This is a genomic window from Bifidobacterium simiiventris (assembly GCF_019331715.1).
GTDB classification, from domain to species: domain Bacteria; phylum Actinomycetota; class Actinomycetes; order Actinomycetales; family Bifidobacteriaceae; genus Bifidobacterium; species Bifidobacterium simiiventris.
Genome location: NZ_JAHBBG010000022.1, coordinates 1 through 14,880 on the forward strand (window position 1 = coordinate 1; position 14,880 = coordinate 14,880).

A 14,880-nucleotide genomic window follows, 5' to 3' on the forward strand; every position below is an offset into this window, starting at 1 on the left:
AACGACGGGCGAGGGGCTTCCGCAACATGGACTACTTCGCCACCATGATCTACCTGACCTGCGGCAAACTCGACCTCAAAGCCGTCACCACCACCTGACCATCACCCACCACAAACAGCGAATAGCCGACTTATATCATGCCAGGACCAATGGGACGCGGGCCGCACGGCCCGGCGGGTGGCGGCCCCGCGGAAAAGCCGCAGGATTTCGGCAAAGTCATGGGCAAGCTCGTCCATTACTGCCGCCGGTACATCCCCGTCATCGTCATCGCGCTCATCCTCGGCGCGGCCGGCACGATCTTCCAGATCATCGGACCGGACAAACTCAAGGACATGACCAACGAGATCACCAAGGGCCTGCCTGCGGTCGTCCACGGCAAGCCGGTCGTCGGATCGATCGACTTCGACGCCGTCGGCCGCATCGGCTGGCTGCTCGTCGCGCTGTACGTCGGCTACGCGGTGCTCAGCTATCTGCAGAGCTGGCTGATGGCGAACGTCACGCAGCGCACTGCCCAGCAGCTGCGCGAATCGATCAGTCACAAAATCAACAAACTTCCGCTCAGCTACTTCGACAAAGTCAGCTACGGCGACGTGCTCAGCCGCATCACCAACGACGTCGACGCGATCGGACAGACCCTCGGCCAATCGTTGGGATCGTTGATCACCTCGGTCACCTTGTTCGTCGGTGCGCTCGTCATGATGTTCTGGAACAACTGGATCATGGCTCTGTGCGCGATCGGATCGAGCCTGATCGGAGTGATCATTATGGGCGTGATTATGAAGGTTTCGCAACAGTATTTCGTCCGTCAGCAGGCCGCGCTCGGCGACGTGAACGGACATGTGGAGGAAATGTATGCGGGCCATCTGATTGTGAAGGCCTATAACGGCGAGGCCGACGCGATCGACCGCTTCGAACGCTACAACGCCGACCTGTACGATTCCGGCTGGAAATCGCAGTTCCTGTCCGGCCTCATGATGCCGCTCATGCAGTTCGTCGGCAACTTCGGATACGTGGTCGTATGCGTCGTCGGCGCGGCGCTCGCGATGGACGGACAGATCGAATTCGGCGTGATCGTGGCATTCATGATGTACATCCGCCTGTTTACGCAGCCGCTCAGCCAGTTCGCACAGGCGTTCCAGAACCTGCAGCGTTGCGCTGCCGCATCCGAGCGCGTATTCGGATTCCTTGAAGAACCGGAAATGGCCGACGAATCCGACAAGCCGGCGCTGCTCGGCACAGACGGCCACGGCAACCCGCAGCCGGTGCGCGGCGACGTCGAATTCAGCCACGTACGCTTCGAATACGAGCCGGGCAAGCCGATCATCAACGACTTCTCCGCAACCGTCAAAGCCGGGCAGAAAGTCGCGATCGTCGGACCGACCGGTGCGGGCAAAACCACGATGGTCAACCTGCTTATGCGCTTCTACGAGATCGCCGGCGGACGCATCACCATCGACGGCGTGGACACCAAGTCCGTGCCGCGCTGGAACGTGCACGAGCAGTTCTCGATGGTGCTACAGGACACGTGGGTGTTCCGCGGCACCGTACGCGAGAACATCGCATACTCGAAGCCGGGCGTGACCGACGAGCAGATCGTTGCCGCATGCCGTGCGGTCGGACTGGACCACTACATCCAGTCGCTGCCCGACGGATACGACACCGTGCTCGACGAGAACTCGTCCCTGTCGGCCGGTCAGAAGCAGCTGCTCACCATCGCCCGCGCGATGGTGCAGGACGCGCCGATCCTCATCCTCGACGAGGCGACCTCGTCGGTCGACACCCGCACCGAAGAGCTCATTCAAAAGGCGATGGACTCGCTCACCATCGGCCGCACGTCGTTTGTGATCGCGCACCGCCTCTCCACCATTCGCGACGCGGATATGATCCTCGTCATGAACCACGGCGACGTCATCGAGCGCGGCACCCACGACGAACTGCTCGCGGCGGGAGGGTTCTACGCCGACCTCTACAACAGCCAATTCTCGCTCACCAGCTGACGGAGCGTCCTCGGCACCGCACAGGACTTGACGTACCGTCGTACGCCGGCGTCCTGTGCGGCACCGAGACCGCACGCGTCAGCTGGCTCGCTACGCTCGTTGGATAACGGAGTGTCCGCTACGTTACGGGAGGCTCGACGTACCTTCGTACGCCTTCGCCTCCCGCGCCTTGCGGACACACGCGTTATCCAACGAGCTACGCTCACTGATTGATGGAGCGTCCTCGTCGTTGCTCCGGCGACCGTAACTCAGCAGAATCGTGTCCTTCTTATTGAGTTACGGTCGTTTTCGGCTCTACAGGAGACCGTAACTCAACAGTGGGGAATAGATAATGTTGAAATACGGTCGTTTGGAGGGGTGAGGAAGACCGTAACTCAGTGAGAGGGACGGGATGGTGTTGAGATACGGTCGGCCGGCCGAGGTCGGGCCGCGCGGGTCGGATACCCGGCTTGCGGTAGGTTGGTGGGCATGGCACTTGCACTGTATCGACGTTATCGACCGGACACTTTCGACGGGGTCATCGGGCAGGATCAGGTCACGATCCCGCTGATGCGCGCGCTCGACGCGGGCAAGCTCACCCATGCCTACCTGTTCTCCGGCCCGCGCGGCTGCGGCAAGACCAGTTCCGCGCGCATCCTCGCCCGGTGCATCAATTGCGCGAAAGGCCCGACCTCGCATCCGTGCGGCGAATGCGATTCGTGCCGCGACCTCGCCACCGGCGGCCCCGGCTCGATCGACGTGGTCGAGATCGACGCGGCCAGCCACAACGGCGTGGACGACGCCCGCGAACTGCGCGAACGCGCCGGATTCGCGCCCGCCCGCGACCGGTACAAGATCTTCATCCTCGACGAGGCGCACATGGTCACGCAGCAGGGCTTCAACGCGCTGCTCAAGATCGTGGAGGAGCCGCCGGAACACGTCATGTTCATCTTCGCGACGACCGAGCCGGACAAGGTGATCGGCACGATCCGCTCGCGCACCCACCACTACCCGTTCCGTCTGGTCCCGCAGGAGATCATGGGCCCGTACCTGGAGACGATCTGCGAGAAGGAATCGATCAAGCCGGAACCGGGTGTGCTCAAGTTGGCGATGCGCGCGGGCGGCGGTTCGGTGCGCGACACGCTTTCAGTATTGGACCAGCTGATGGTCGGTTCCGTGGGCGGCGTGATCTCGCACGATTCCGCGGTGGCGCTGCTCGGCTTCACCCCGGAAGCGCTGATCGGCGAGGCCGTCGACGCGGTAATCGACCGCGATGGCGAGGCGCTGTACGGCGTGATCCAGAAGGTCGTGGTCGGCGGATTCGATCCGCGGCGATTCGTGGAGGATCTGCTGGCCCGCGTTCGTGACCTGCTGGTGCTGCTGTTGGCCGGCGAACGTGCGGAAACGGTGATGTCGGACACCGCCGAGGGCGAGAGCATGGCCGACTTGCAGCGGCAGGCCAACGCGCTTGGATTGGGTGCGCTGACGGTGATGGCCGACACGATCAATGCGACGCTGGGATCGATGACCGGTGCGATCTCGCCGCGTATGCGATTGGAACTGCTTGCCGCGCGACTGCTCGCTGGGCGTGAGGGCGCGCTGATGGGCGCTGGTTCCAATTCCGAGGTTGGCGGAGCCTTGGCCCCCTCGGCTGAGGGGGCTGTCGCGTATAGCGCGACTGGGGGAGCGTCTACCGGCTTCGCCGGTGCCAAGCGCAACCAGCCGCAAACCGGTTTCGCGGGAGCCGCCCGCAACCAGCAGCCCACCGGCTTCGCCGGCGCGGCCCGCAACGTTGAATCTTCCTCCAATGGGCACTCCGACTCTTCAGCGTTGTCGGGTGTGCCCTCCCCCAGTCAGCCTTCGGCTGACAGCCCCCTCAACCGAGGGGGCCAAGAAGGTGGTGGTTTCTCGACTGTCGTCGAGCCTTCGCCTAGAAACGCCTCTGGCGTTTCATTAACGGATCAGCCCAACCGAGGGGGCCGAGGAAGTTCTGAAGCTGGCGGAGCCTCGGCCCCCTCGGTTGAGGGGGCTGTCAGCCGAAGGCTGACTGGGGGAGGGGACACTCCTCAACCTCAGGACACCTCAACGCCTCAAGCCCCCGACACCCGCACCCCCGACCAGAAGTGGGATGCGCTCGTCGCCGCCCTGCCCGAGGGCGTGCAGCGTTACGTCAACCGCACCAGGATCCCCAAGATCCTGCTTGCCGCCGACCAGTCGCACCCGGATCGCCAGCGGCTGTGGCTCAAGTTCGACAAGTCGTTGAGCAAGTACGCCTTCGCGCTTGCCGTGGCTGACGAGGCCGTGGACGGCACTACGAACGTGGTCGCCATCGTGCGCGCGGAGGTTCACAAGCTCTTCGGTGAGAGCGTGACTATCGCGCCGACCAACAAGATGGCTGACGGCAGTGTCGCACCCCCGTTCAGCAAGCTGCCGCAGGATCAGCAGCAGAAGGTCAAGGCGCAGCTGTTGCAGGAGAGCCTGCAGGCGGCCGTCGCCAAGACCGCGTCCGAATCCGCGACGACTTCGACCGAGTCCGGCGATCGCGAGAACAGCGATGCCGGTTCGGCCGACGCGTCCGCGAAGACGGACGACGACGAGGTACATCGAGCCGGTTCCTCCGCGTCTGTAGCGGACGACGATCCGTGGAACGTGCCGGACTCCGGCAAGTTGGACGACAATGCCGATCCGTGGACGACACAGTCCGGTGTGTCTCAGATCGACGGCTCGCAATCCGCGGCTGCCGACGACGATCCGTGGGCGCAACCGGACGGTACCGTGCATCCGCTGCACGCCGCCGACGCGCATGACACCGCTCGTCACCCGCAGACCGAGCCGCACAAGAAGCATGTCGCCGTCCCTGATCCGACCGACGACACCGATCCGTGGGCCGTTCCTGCGCAGCCTGCGGCTGCAACCGCCTCCGAAGCTGGCGGAGATTTGGCCCCTTCGACTGAGGAGACTATCAGCCATGGGCTGACTGGGGGAATGCACGCCCCGTCGATTCAATCGACCGGAGCGGCCCCGGCATCTGCCGCTGATCCGTGGAACCAGCCCATGCCGGCCGCGCCCGCCTCAACGAGCGTGCCGTCCGCCCCGCTCACGCAATCCGCGGCTTCCGTCCAGCAGGTTCCGGCTGACCCGTGGGATCAGTCGATCCCGCTGCCTGACGTCGCCCCGCCGGACGACGATCCGTGGTCGTCGGCACCGTCGGCCCCGCAACCGATGCCGTCGTTCGCGCGTCAGCATGAGTCCCAGCCGAATCAGAACCAGCCGGTCAGTCATTTCAACATGCATCCGAACGGTGCCGCGGCAGGAGTCGCGGCCGGCGTTGCCATGCCGCTCGCCGCCGGTGCGGATCTGTGGAACGCCTCGGCGAACGCGAACGCGCCGTCCGTTGCCGAATCGGCAGCGCCGCAGGTCGACCCGGACGATGACGAGTATTCGATGGACGACGAGTCGCTCGGCAGCGTGACCGCGATGAGCGTGGACGAGCTCAAGCAGTTCTTCGAGGTCAAGAAGGTCGAGGAGTTCAAGGCCGACGACCCGAAGAACCCGCGCAACATCGCCCGCAACAAGCACGAGGAGTAGCGGTGCCGTCGTACACGACGATGAGTCGTATCGTGTTCGGAAGACGTGGCATCGGGTGATGATTGCATATTTTTCATGGGAATAAAATGCTCTATTTGCATATTTTCTCCATGAAAAATATGCATTATTGGATACATGGCCATGTTCCTGTGATTCGGGCGTTGTATGTGCCGATGCGGCATAATGAAGCCGCACACGTTCATCCGTGACGGATCCGGGAAGGAGCACGACCACATGGCACTCGCATATGACGGCGCGATCCAGCGCCTGATCGACGCGTTCGCACACCTGCCCGGCATCGGGCCGAAGGGCGCGCAGCGCATCGCCTTCTACATGCTGTCCGCGTCCGACGAGGAGGCGCAGCAGCTCATCGACGCGATCACCGAAGTCAAGGAGAAGGTGCGCTTCTGCGACGTATGCGGCAACGTATGTGAGACGAGCCCGTGCCCGGTGTGCGTCGACCCGCGCCGCGACCGCAGCATGATCTGCGTGGTCGAGGAACCGAAGGACGTGATGAGCATCGAACGCACGCGCGAATATCGCGGCCTCTACCACGTGCTCGGCGGGGCGATCAACCCGATGGCGAACGTCGGGCCGTCCGACCTCAACATCCCCAAGCTGCTCGACCGGCTCAAGACCAGCGAGGTCAAGGAGGTTATCCTCGCGCTCGACCCGAACATCGAGGGCGAGGCGACCACCACGTACATGAGCCGACTACTCAGCCCGCTCGGCATCAAGGTCACCAAGCTCGCCAGCGGCCTGCCGGTCGGCTCCGACCTCGAATACGCCGACGAGATCACCCTCGGCCGCGCGCTCGCCGGCCGTCGCGACGCGTGATCGAGCGCCTGGCTCCAAGGTGGATTAACGATAAGGTTATAAAGTGGGTTAGCGATCAGGGTTCGAGGTGGATCTGTGGGCGGATTCGCGGGATATTCGCCGTTGACAATATGGTGCGATACGTTGTTGTTGCGGCGATATAACGATGAATCAATGTGATTGTTTACGATCGTTGGTGATCGTTGATGAATGATTGTTGCCAATGAAAACAATGGCAAATGCTGCGTGTGATTGATGGGCGAAGGGTTTTCGCCGTTGGCGTGAATATGGTGAACATGCACACGATATGACGTTATGTTACGTAGTTTGATCGGTCGCAGGAGCGCCGGCCAAGCGGCTGTGTCGTGGGCCGTCAGCCTTACTCGCGATTGGGTTTGTTGAAGGGTTGAACAATCATCGACACGCCGATGCCGGGTGCGTTAACGCTCACGGGCAATGTGTGCATTTTTGCGGGTTGTAGCGCGATAATATCAGATTAACGTAACCCTAACTTGTCGTCTTATCCTCCTATATTTCGGGGGTAGGAGAAACGTTAGGAAAGACGATCGTAGCCGATCGGACTTTTCGCGGAGGAGTATTTCGGATATGAAACATCCCGTGTGGAGACGTGTATCCGTAGCCGTATCGGCTGCGGTGGCGACGGCGTTGCTGTGCTCGTTCGGCGGCGTCACCTTCGCCGAGAACGATACGTCGGCGACCCCCGGTGCCACCGTTTCGACCAATACCCCCCCCGATACGGATTCCACCAAGCCCGACGCCCAATCCGCTGACGCCGCAGGCGCTTCGACCGATGCCGCGGCAAACGCGTCGTCAGATACACCGGCGACTTCCACGACCGACACCCAGTCCGGTACCGATACCGCCGATCAGACTCAATCGGCCGCCGATCAGTCCGACAGCCAGTCCGGCCAATCCGCTGCGACCGGCTCATCCGCTGACGCCGCTTCCTCCGGGGACGCCGATTCGTCAGCGAGCACTGACACGACCACGCCGTCCGATACCCCGTCAACCGACGCATCCGACACGGGCGACACCACTGATACGCCGTCCGCGGCGGATTCGGGGCAGCAGTCCGGCGATGCCGGCAACGATACGAACAGCAATCCCGGCGCCGACAATGCCCCGTCGGATGGCAACGCCGCGGGCGACTCCGCATCCGCCGACCAGCCCGCCGCGGCCCCCGCCGCCACCGTCGACTGCACCGCCGTCGCCGACTGGCCCACCCTCAAACAGTGCATCGAACAGGAAACGGCCGAAACCGTGACGATCACCAAGGCCATTCCTGCGGCTGGCACCATCACCGTTGCGCGCAATGTAACGATCGATATTGCTGCCGATGCTGAAAAAGATGCCGGCATCAACGGGTCTCTCGAGGGCAGCATTCAGTCTTCCGCCTCAATCTTCACTGTGAACGCCGGAGCATCGCTCACCATCAAAGGCGGCACCTATCAGCATCTGACTTCCAATACGGATGGAGCGCTTGCCGATGTGCAGGGCACGGTGAATGTTGTGAACGGAACATTCACGAACAACGTGGCGACAGGGAAGAGTGGCGGCGTTTTTAAGCTGGAATCCAAAGCAGCGGCTCATATCATAGACGGAACATTCGCGAATAATACCGCCGTCAATGCCGGTGTTGTCATGATGAACGCCGGATCGACATTGACTATCGATGGCGGCATGTTCTCGAACAACAACGCTACCGGTACTGATGATTCCAAGGGTGGTGGTGTCATTCGCAACACCGGCGGCACCGTCGTCATCAATGACGGCACGTTTGACGGGAACCGTACCAGCGGCCAAGCTCGTGGCGGCGTTATCTTTTCGTGGAACGGCGGTAAACTGACTGTTGCTGGCGGCGCATTCACCGATAATTCCGCGAATTATGGTGGCGTTGTCCTCAATGAGGGCGATCTGAAGATCAGCGGTGGCACGTTTACCGGTAATGAATCTCGTAATGATGGCGGTGTCGTTTCGAATAATGGCACGCTGGAGATCAGCGGTGGCAAATTTGCCGATAATAAAGCACTTGGTGACGGCGGCGGTGCCATTTCGCAGGATCGTGGGTCTACCAGCATCATCGCCGCTATAGGTGATACAGACACCGATACGACTGGTACTGGTATCACTTTTACCGGTAACAAGCAGACTTTCGAATCGAATGGTCAGTCTGTCAACTGTACGAATGATGACCCCCACGGATGCCGTAAGATGCGCGGTGGTGGCGGCGCCGTTCGCTTGGACGGTGGTTCTCTGACCATTCAGGGCAAAGTGACATTCGACCATAACTATTCGCGTGCATACGGTTGGGGTGCCGGGGGTGGTGCAATATACGTGCAAGGAACCTTGTATATCCGCAACGATTCGCAAGGAAACAAGCCTTCGTTCGATCATAACTGGTCTGGTATCTACGACACACAGTATGTGAAAGATGCCGACGGGAAGGAGCAGACTCCTAACGGCGGTGCCGGTGGTGCACTGTTTGTGCAGGATGGCAATTCAACTGCTTATCTGATGGGCGGTTCATTCACGAACAACTCTTCCGGCTACCTTGGCGGCGCAATTTATACTGAGGAGGAGTCCACAACCTATATCGCCAAAGCGGTAGCTAGCGGTAATACTGCTGGTCATTTCGGCGGTGGTCTATGGCTGTGCCCTTCGGGAAGCGGTGAGGCGTCCAAGGGCGGCAATATCGCCTTGTTTGACAATCGGGTCGATAAATCAATTGATCCGAATCAGAAAAACCAGAATCCGAACACTAGCACCGAGGATGGCAGCGAGAGCTCGGCCGATGGAACCGAGGCCGGCAGCGATTTCGCGATTATGAACCCGTACCATAAAAAGCATGATGATACGAGTTTCGTGCTGATGGATACATGGTTCACCGACCGCACGAAGTCTGCCGTCACATGGTATCGCGATGGTATTCCGGTCCGGAACGCCAGCGGATACGACGATGAATATCAGAATCCTCATCATGATACTTGGGATACGATTATGAAACCAGGCGGCAACAATGTTGCCGTTACCAAATATGGCGGACAATATGCCGAGAACGGTACCAATGAGAAAATCGATAAGTACTCGGATCATATGTATAAGCTGACCTTGGGTTCTGATCACGATAGTTATAAGACGAAAGCGGAATTCAAAGACCGCGGCGTTGCGCTTAAAGCCGTGATCACCGGTTCTGCTAAGGAACAGCAAGCCAAGAAAGACGCTGCCACGAATACCGCCGCTGTCGTTATTACAGGCAACCGCGCGCGTTTGTCCGGTGGCGCATTCGGCACGAATGGCAACGTGCTCTTCTCGACCCCGTGGATCGCATCATGGAGCAAGGTGGATAGTAAGGATTCTTCCAAGCAGCTGGCGGGCTCCCAGTGGGATCTGACGACCCAGACCAAGACCGTAAACGCTGACGATGTGCGCTCGACCGCGAATACGGAAGAGGAAGCCATGATCGCGGCGGTAAAGAAGTCCGGAGTGAGCGGCCCCTATAGCATCGATTATTATCCGACTCTCTGTAGTGCGACATACGCTGACAATCAAACGATTTCCGCATACGATGCTGGGTATACATCAGGAAAATGCTGGAAACCGACTTTTGAAAACTATCAGGTCAAATCTGGTAATGATCAAACCGGCAAACCGAACGTTACCGTTTCATTCACTTCCGTGACGCTGTCTGCAGTCGTCATTGATGATATGGGCAAGAGCGGAACCTATATCGGATTCGATAACAATCCGGAAGCGGGCGGATTCGACTTAAACAATCTTGCGCCGGGAACGTACTCTCTCAAAGAACGTGTCGCGCCTACGGGTTATGAACTTAATCCGCGTGAGTACCAGTTCAATATCGTCAATGGACCGGCAAAATGGTATGAGCTTGATTCGAATGGTGATCAGATCACTAACAACGGATTTGTCAATACGGACATCAACATCCCCGACAAGGCGCTCCCGGGCGTCTCGTGGGGCAAGGTCGATGCCGATACGGCTGAGAAACTGCCGTATTCCGAATGGACGGTGACCAAGTATCAAGCCGATGGTGAGACGCTCGACGCCAAGTCCCGCTGGATCGTGCAGGATTGCACGAAGATCACGGACGAGGATATCGACTGCGCCCGAGGCGAGAACGGCGGCGAATATCTTGCCGATCATTCCAACGACGCCGGCAAGTTCAACATCAGCGGTCTGCAGCCGGGCAAGTATCTGTTGCAGGAGACCATCATTCCGAATGGATATTGGAATCCGGAATCCGGTGATCGGTACGAGTTCACGATTCCTGCTAATGCGCAGGAGACAGTGAAGCTGACAAAGATCGATACACATACGGAAGTCACCGACATCGCCAACAAGCTGCCACAGATCGCGTGGAAGAAGGTCGCCAAGGACGGTGGCGCGGTGATTGTTTCCGGAAAGAGTTCGTGGACGATCACCGGACCGGAAGCTGTGATTGTACAGGGCGATATTGAGACCGACGCTACGGCTGAGGCGGATTCGGTGACTGCCGCTGTGGTGGACTGCCAATCGTTGAGCGGGTCGACTGACCCGTGTAGTGGTCATGCCACTGGTCTTCAGACGCAGACTGATGAGAGCGGTAATGCCGTTTCATATTCGTACAACGATCTGAACAATGACCTCGGCCAGCTTAAAGTGTCCGGTTTGCAGCGTCCGACTTCGGAACAGGCGGCTCGTGGCATCGTGTTCCGGTATACGCTGACCGAGACGGCTGCTCCTGACGGCTATGTGAAGTCAACCAAGCAGTATGTCTTCACTATCGGTGCGACCGAATCCGGGTCGTCGCTGGACCTGGGGGAGACGTGCTCGACGGAGGTCGGCGGTACGAACTGCATCCCAAACGTGAAGATGGTCGCGGCGCTCCCGCTGACGGGCGGCCCGGGGAACTGGGCGGCTCGCGACTGGATGCTGGCCGGCGGTGGCATTGCAGCGGTCGCGATCGCGGCGCTGGCGCTGACGAACGAGTGGCTCAAGCGCAAGGCGGTGATCGTATGATCACGCGTCACTGCCACGACCCGGGTGCCGTGCCTTAGCGTACGCCCGATTATGCGGCGCAGCCGCCTCGGCTCCCTCGGTTGAGGGAGCTGTCACGACGAAGTCGTGACTGAGGGAGCGTCACACCCGACCACCTCACAACACAAGATTTGCGGATCGCGGAGCCGGCCATCTGGCCGCCCGTTCTCCGCGATTGCAGAAAACACATAAGGAAACAAGAAGGAACAAGAAAGAAGGTTTCTCATGCGAATGAGGAAACTATTCGCCGGCCTCGCCGCCGCGGCCACCCTCCTCGGCGGCCTCGCCCTCGGCTCTGTCTCTGCTGTCGCAGATGACACGCAGACCAGTGGTGGTGTGTTGGTCTCGGATAATGCGACGTTTACGTTCACTGCGAATGACCCAGACCAGTGGCAGAACCGTAAGGTCAAGTACTACAAATTGGCTGATTATGTGAAGTACGATTCAGATACCACGGATCAAAACAAGCCTGTATACGGTGTGCAGACTGCGTCAACTGCGAATAAGAGTGCTCTAACTGCAGCGCTTGAGGCGGCCGTGGCTGATTCTGATCCTCAGCTTACTGTGCCGGACTATAGGAATACCGATCTAATGGCGTGGGCGTTGCAGCAAGGTGCGTTGGACAGCGAATCCCAGCCATGGACGGGATCGACTCGTTTGTTTGCTGATTCTTTGGCGAAGAACACCAAGGTGACCAAGTCCAAGAATTTTAAGACCATTGACTTCGGTACACAGGCCGGTACTGATCGTACCGTGCAGTTGCCTGCCGGCGTCTACCTGTTCGTGGACGTGACTGTGAGCAATGGTAACCCTAGTAGTGGTACTGGTAACAAAGCGAACAACGGTAACATCTCGAATGGTACTGAGCAGAATCCCACTGATCCTCGTAATGAGAATGGCGGCAAGGTTGTCACCCAGTCGGCGCCGATCGTGCTTGCTTCCGGAACCGTAGCAAACAATACGATCTCTGACCCGGTGAACGGCAGCAACACCGTTGCGTTCAAGAACCATGTGACCCCGGTCATCAAGGCTTACGATGACAAGGATGGCACGGTGTCCGTCGGCCAGACGGTCAATTACATGCTGAAGACCACGCTGCCCGCATTCACGACTGGTTTTACTGATTACACGTTTACACTTACCGATACGCCCGGTATTGGTCAGGACATCGATTTGACCGGTCTTCAGGTAAAGGTTGATGGAACCCTTATTGGACAGGGAGATGGTGACAACCAGTATCAGCTGTTGTTTAATGACCAAGTCACTGCTGACGAGCAGACGCAGAAGAAGTTCAAAGCGAATGGTTCGAAGACCTTCATCCTCGACTTCAGCAAGTATGTGCGCAACCATACGTTCGACGGAACTACCGCGAAGGGCTTGGTCGATGTCAAATACCAAGCTGTGATCAACAATGAGGCCACCCCAAGTCAGAGTGTGGTGAACTCGGTTGAAGTCAACGACAACAACTCCAAGGCTGAGGACAAGACTAAGCTGACCACCGGTGAATTCTCCTTCGTTAAGACGGACGCGCAGGGTAATCCTCTCAAGGGTGCTACCTTCATGATCTCTGGCTCTGACGATAACTACGATGACGACATTGTTCCGATCGCTCCGACTGATGGAAACGTTCAGACGTCCGATGAGAACGGCAAGGTCACGTTCACTGGACTGGCCGACGGTGTATATAAGGTTTCTGAAACCAGTGCTCCTCAAGGATTCCTTTCGTCAGCTCGTGCTGAGTTCAAGGTCACCATCAAGAGCGGCAAGGCCGTGTACTTCGACGGTACTGACTTCTATGGTCTTGCTAAGGACTCTGGCAACTCTGATCTTAGCGGTTCTGAAATTACCAAGTATTCAGTGATCAATGTCCGCAACGTCACGCAGCTGCCGCTGACCGGTGCTGCGGGCATCATGCTGTTCACGGTGGCGGGTCTGCTGCTCGCCGCGGCGGCTGGTCTCGTGTACACGAAGTCCCGTGCCACGAGCCGTGCGCTGCGTCGTCACTGATCAGTCGGTTCGTTACCGATCACCGGTCATCGCACCGCGTGATCGGTAACGTTACCGCTCATCAGTCGTAATCCGAACCATCACAGGAGTCCGGCATCCCATCCAACGGGATGCCGGACTCCTTGCGTATGTACAGAGATCGTCGTCCGTGTCATCTTCCGAATTGCTTTCCGGCAAACTCGTCCGGAGTGACGATCGCAAGATCGTCGACGGAAACATCCTCAAAATCTCGGTCTACGGTAACGAACACATCGGCGTGCCCTACAATCACTGAATACAGTATCGGGTAGTCCAATGGGTCCCGTATATCAAACAATCCCGGAGTCGGATTCTCCGGTGTGACTATGGTCTCATAGTCAAGCTGGTGAAGGTACTCATCCAATGCATGTATTCTTCGGCCATTTGCGTGTGACGACGGCGCGGGCCTCCTCAAGCGAGCGCGTGGAGAGAAGCAGTGTGTTGCCTCCTGAACTTGCGGCAAGGATCGTGGCGACCACGGTATGCGAGCCGAAGATGATTGCGGAAAGCAGCACGTTGGTGTCTATCATGATGTGCATGGGATCACCCGTGCCTTGGCGTGCGTTCGGCGCGTACTTCTTTGACAAGTCGGATGAGGTCGTCCTCTGATTGAAGTCCTGCCTCCTGTGCCGCTCCGGCGAAGCTCTCCTGAGCGACGGCAATGGCTTCGAGGTTGGCGTTCCGCAGCGTGATGCTGCCGTCATCTGTGCGAACGAACAGGATTTTGTCGCCTTCGCGCACGCCGATTGCTTGGCGCACGTCTGCCGGGATGGTGATCTGTCCCTTAGCGGTTACCTTGGCAATGTTCATGACTTCATTCATGAGAAACCTCTTACTTGTAAGGAAATCCTTACTGTCAGTATAAGGTCGTTTTCTTCTGACTTGTGCGGACGGGGACGGTGCGGTGACGGTCATGACGCTCCTTTGCGGCTTATTCGCTGGGCGGTTGCGCAATCTTCGGTTGAATCGCGAAGATCGGTAGCGCTAGCATACCGGATGCGCGAAGCGCGTCGACTGGTTTTCGGCTTATGTGGTCGAAGGCTTGAAATCGTTGGAAAATGGCGGATTGTGTTTCGGTACGGGGGTGTGGATAACTTTTGGATAGCATCTGCCGTCTGCTGGCAGGAATATCACCCGAATCAATCGCAACTTTCCTCGGGAATCATCCTATGTTCCGTAAATAGTCGCACTAAACCCAATCGAAGTCCCGAGCTGAGTTCTGACAGATCAATCACTGTATTCGGCTGAACAAAAAATTGGGTGCAACCACTTTCGTGACTCCGCCCTATAAAAAAGGCGCTTGTGTTGTTTTCGTGGGTGTGGGTTCGTCGTTGAGCCGTTGAGGGAGTAAGAGAAGAGCGCTTCCTGGGTAGGATGTTTTCGACCAAGATAAACAAGCAACCAGCAAGCGCCTGATGAA

Annotated in this window: 7 protein-coding genes; 5 read left to right on the forward strand and 2 right to left on the reverse strand. The window is 58.7% G+C overall.

Annotation, left to right across the window (positions count from 1 at the left end; all coding sequences use genetic code 11):
- Positions 1 to 149: 149 nt before the first annotated feature.
- The 5 genes from KIH76_RS11365 to KIH76_RS11385 all read left to right on the forward strand — a co-directional run bounded on the left by KIH76_RS11365 (position 150) and on the right by KIH76_RS11385 (position 13,442).
- The gene (locus KIH76_RS11365; RefSeq protein ID WP_420829276.1) at positions 150 to 1,997 is read left to right on the forward strand and encodes an ABC transporter ATP-binding protein; all 1,848 of its coding nucleotides are present in this window, start codon (positions 150 to 152) and stop codon (positions 1,995 to 1,997) included.
- 468 nt (positions 1,998 to 2,465) lie between these two features.
- Positions 2,466 to 5,564 (forward strand): DNA polymerase III subunit gamma/tau, encoded by a 3,099-nt coding sequence (gene dnaX / locus KIH76_RS11370; protein ID WP_214374107.1) that lies wholly within the window; start codon positions 2,466 to 2,468, stop codon positions 5,562 to 5,564.
- Positions 5,565 to 5,798: 234 nt separating this feature from the next.
- The gene (gene recR, locus KIH76_RS11375; protein ID WP_214374106.1) at positions 5,799 to 6,401 is read left to right on the forward strand and encodes a recombination mediator RecR; all 603 of its coding nucleotides are present in this window, start codon (positions 5,799 to 5,801) and stop codon (positions 6,399 to 6,401) included.
- Between the two features lie 585 nt (positions 6,402 to 6,986).
- Positions 6,987 to 11,417 (forward strand): SpaA isopeptide-forming pilin-related protein, encoded by a 4,431-nt coding sequence (locus KIH76_RS11380; protein WP_219070773.1) that lies wholly within the window; start codon positions 6,987 to 6,989, stop codon positions 11,415 to 11,417.
- Positions 11,418 to 11,666: 249 nt separating this feature from the next.
- Positions 11,667 to 13,442, forward strand: coding sequence for a SpaA isopeptide-forming pilin-related protein (locus KIH76_RS11385; RefSeq protein ID WP_214374104.1), 1,776 nt, complete (start codon positions 11,667 to 11,669; stop codon positions 13,440 to 13,442).
- A 374-nt stretch (positions 13,443 to 13,816) separates the two neighbouring features.
- On the opposite strand, the gene KIH76_RS11390 is transcribed toward KIH76_RS11385, so the two are convergent.
- Entirely contained in the window at positions 13,817 to 13,999 is a 183-nt protein-coding gene (locus tag KIH76_RS11390; protein WP_219070774.1) for a PIN domain-containing protein, read from the reverse strand.
- A gap of 4 nt (positions 14,000 to 14,003) precedes the next feature.
- Positions 14,004 to 14,375, reverse strand: coding sequence for an AbrB/MazE/SpoVT family DNA-binding domain-containing protein (locus KIH76_RS11395; protein ID WP_214374102.1), 372 nt, complete (start codon positions 14,373 to 14,375; stop codon positions 14,004 to 14,006).
- Positions 14,376 to 14,880 lie beyond the last annotated feature (505 nt).

What these genes read in the sequence shown, in the direction of transcription:
- KIH76_RS11365 (WP_420829276.1), top strand. Translation starts at nt 150, where the DNA reads ATGGGACGCGGGCCGCACGGCCCGGCGGGTGGCGGCCCCGCGGAAAAG.
- dnaX (WP_214374107.1), top strand. Translation starts at nt 2,466, where the DNA reads ATGGCACTTGCACTGTATCGACGTTATCGACCGGACACTTTCGACGGG.
- recR (WP_214374106.1), top strand. Translation starts at nt 5,799, where the DNA reads ATGGCACTCGCATATGACGGCGCGATCCAGCGCCTGATCGACGCGTTC.
- KIH76_RS11380 (WP_219070773.1), top strand. Translation starts at nt 6,987, where the DNA reads ATGAAACATCCCGTGTGGAGACGTGTATCCGTAGCCGTATCGGCTGCG.
- KIH76_RS11385 (WP_214374104.1), top strand. Translation starts at nt 11,667, where the DNA reads ATGAGGAAACTATTCGCCGGCCTCGCCGCCGCGGCCACCCTCCTCGGC.
- KIH76_RS11390 (WP_219070774.1), bottom strand. Translation starts at nt 13,999, where the DNA reads ATGCACATCATGATAGACACCAACGTGCTGCTTTCCGCAATCATCTTC.
- KIH76_RS11395 (WP_214374102.1), bottom strand. Translation starts at nt 14,375, where the DNA reads ATGACCGTCACCGCACCGTCCCCGTCCGCACAAGTCAGAAGAAAACGA.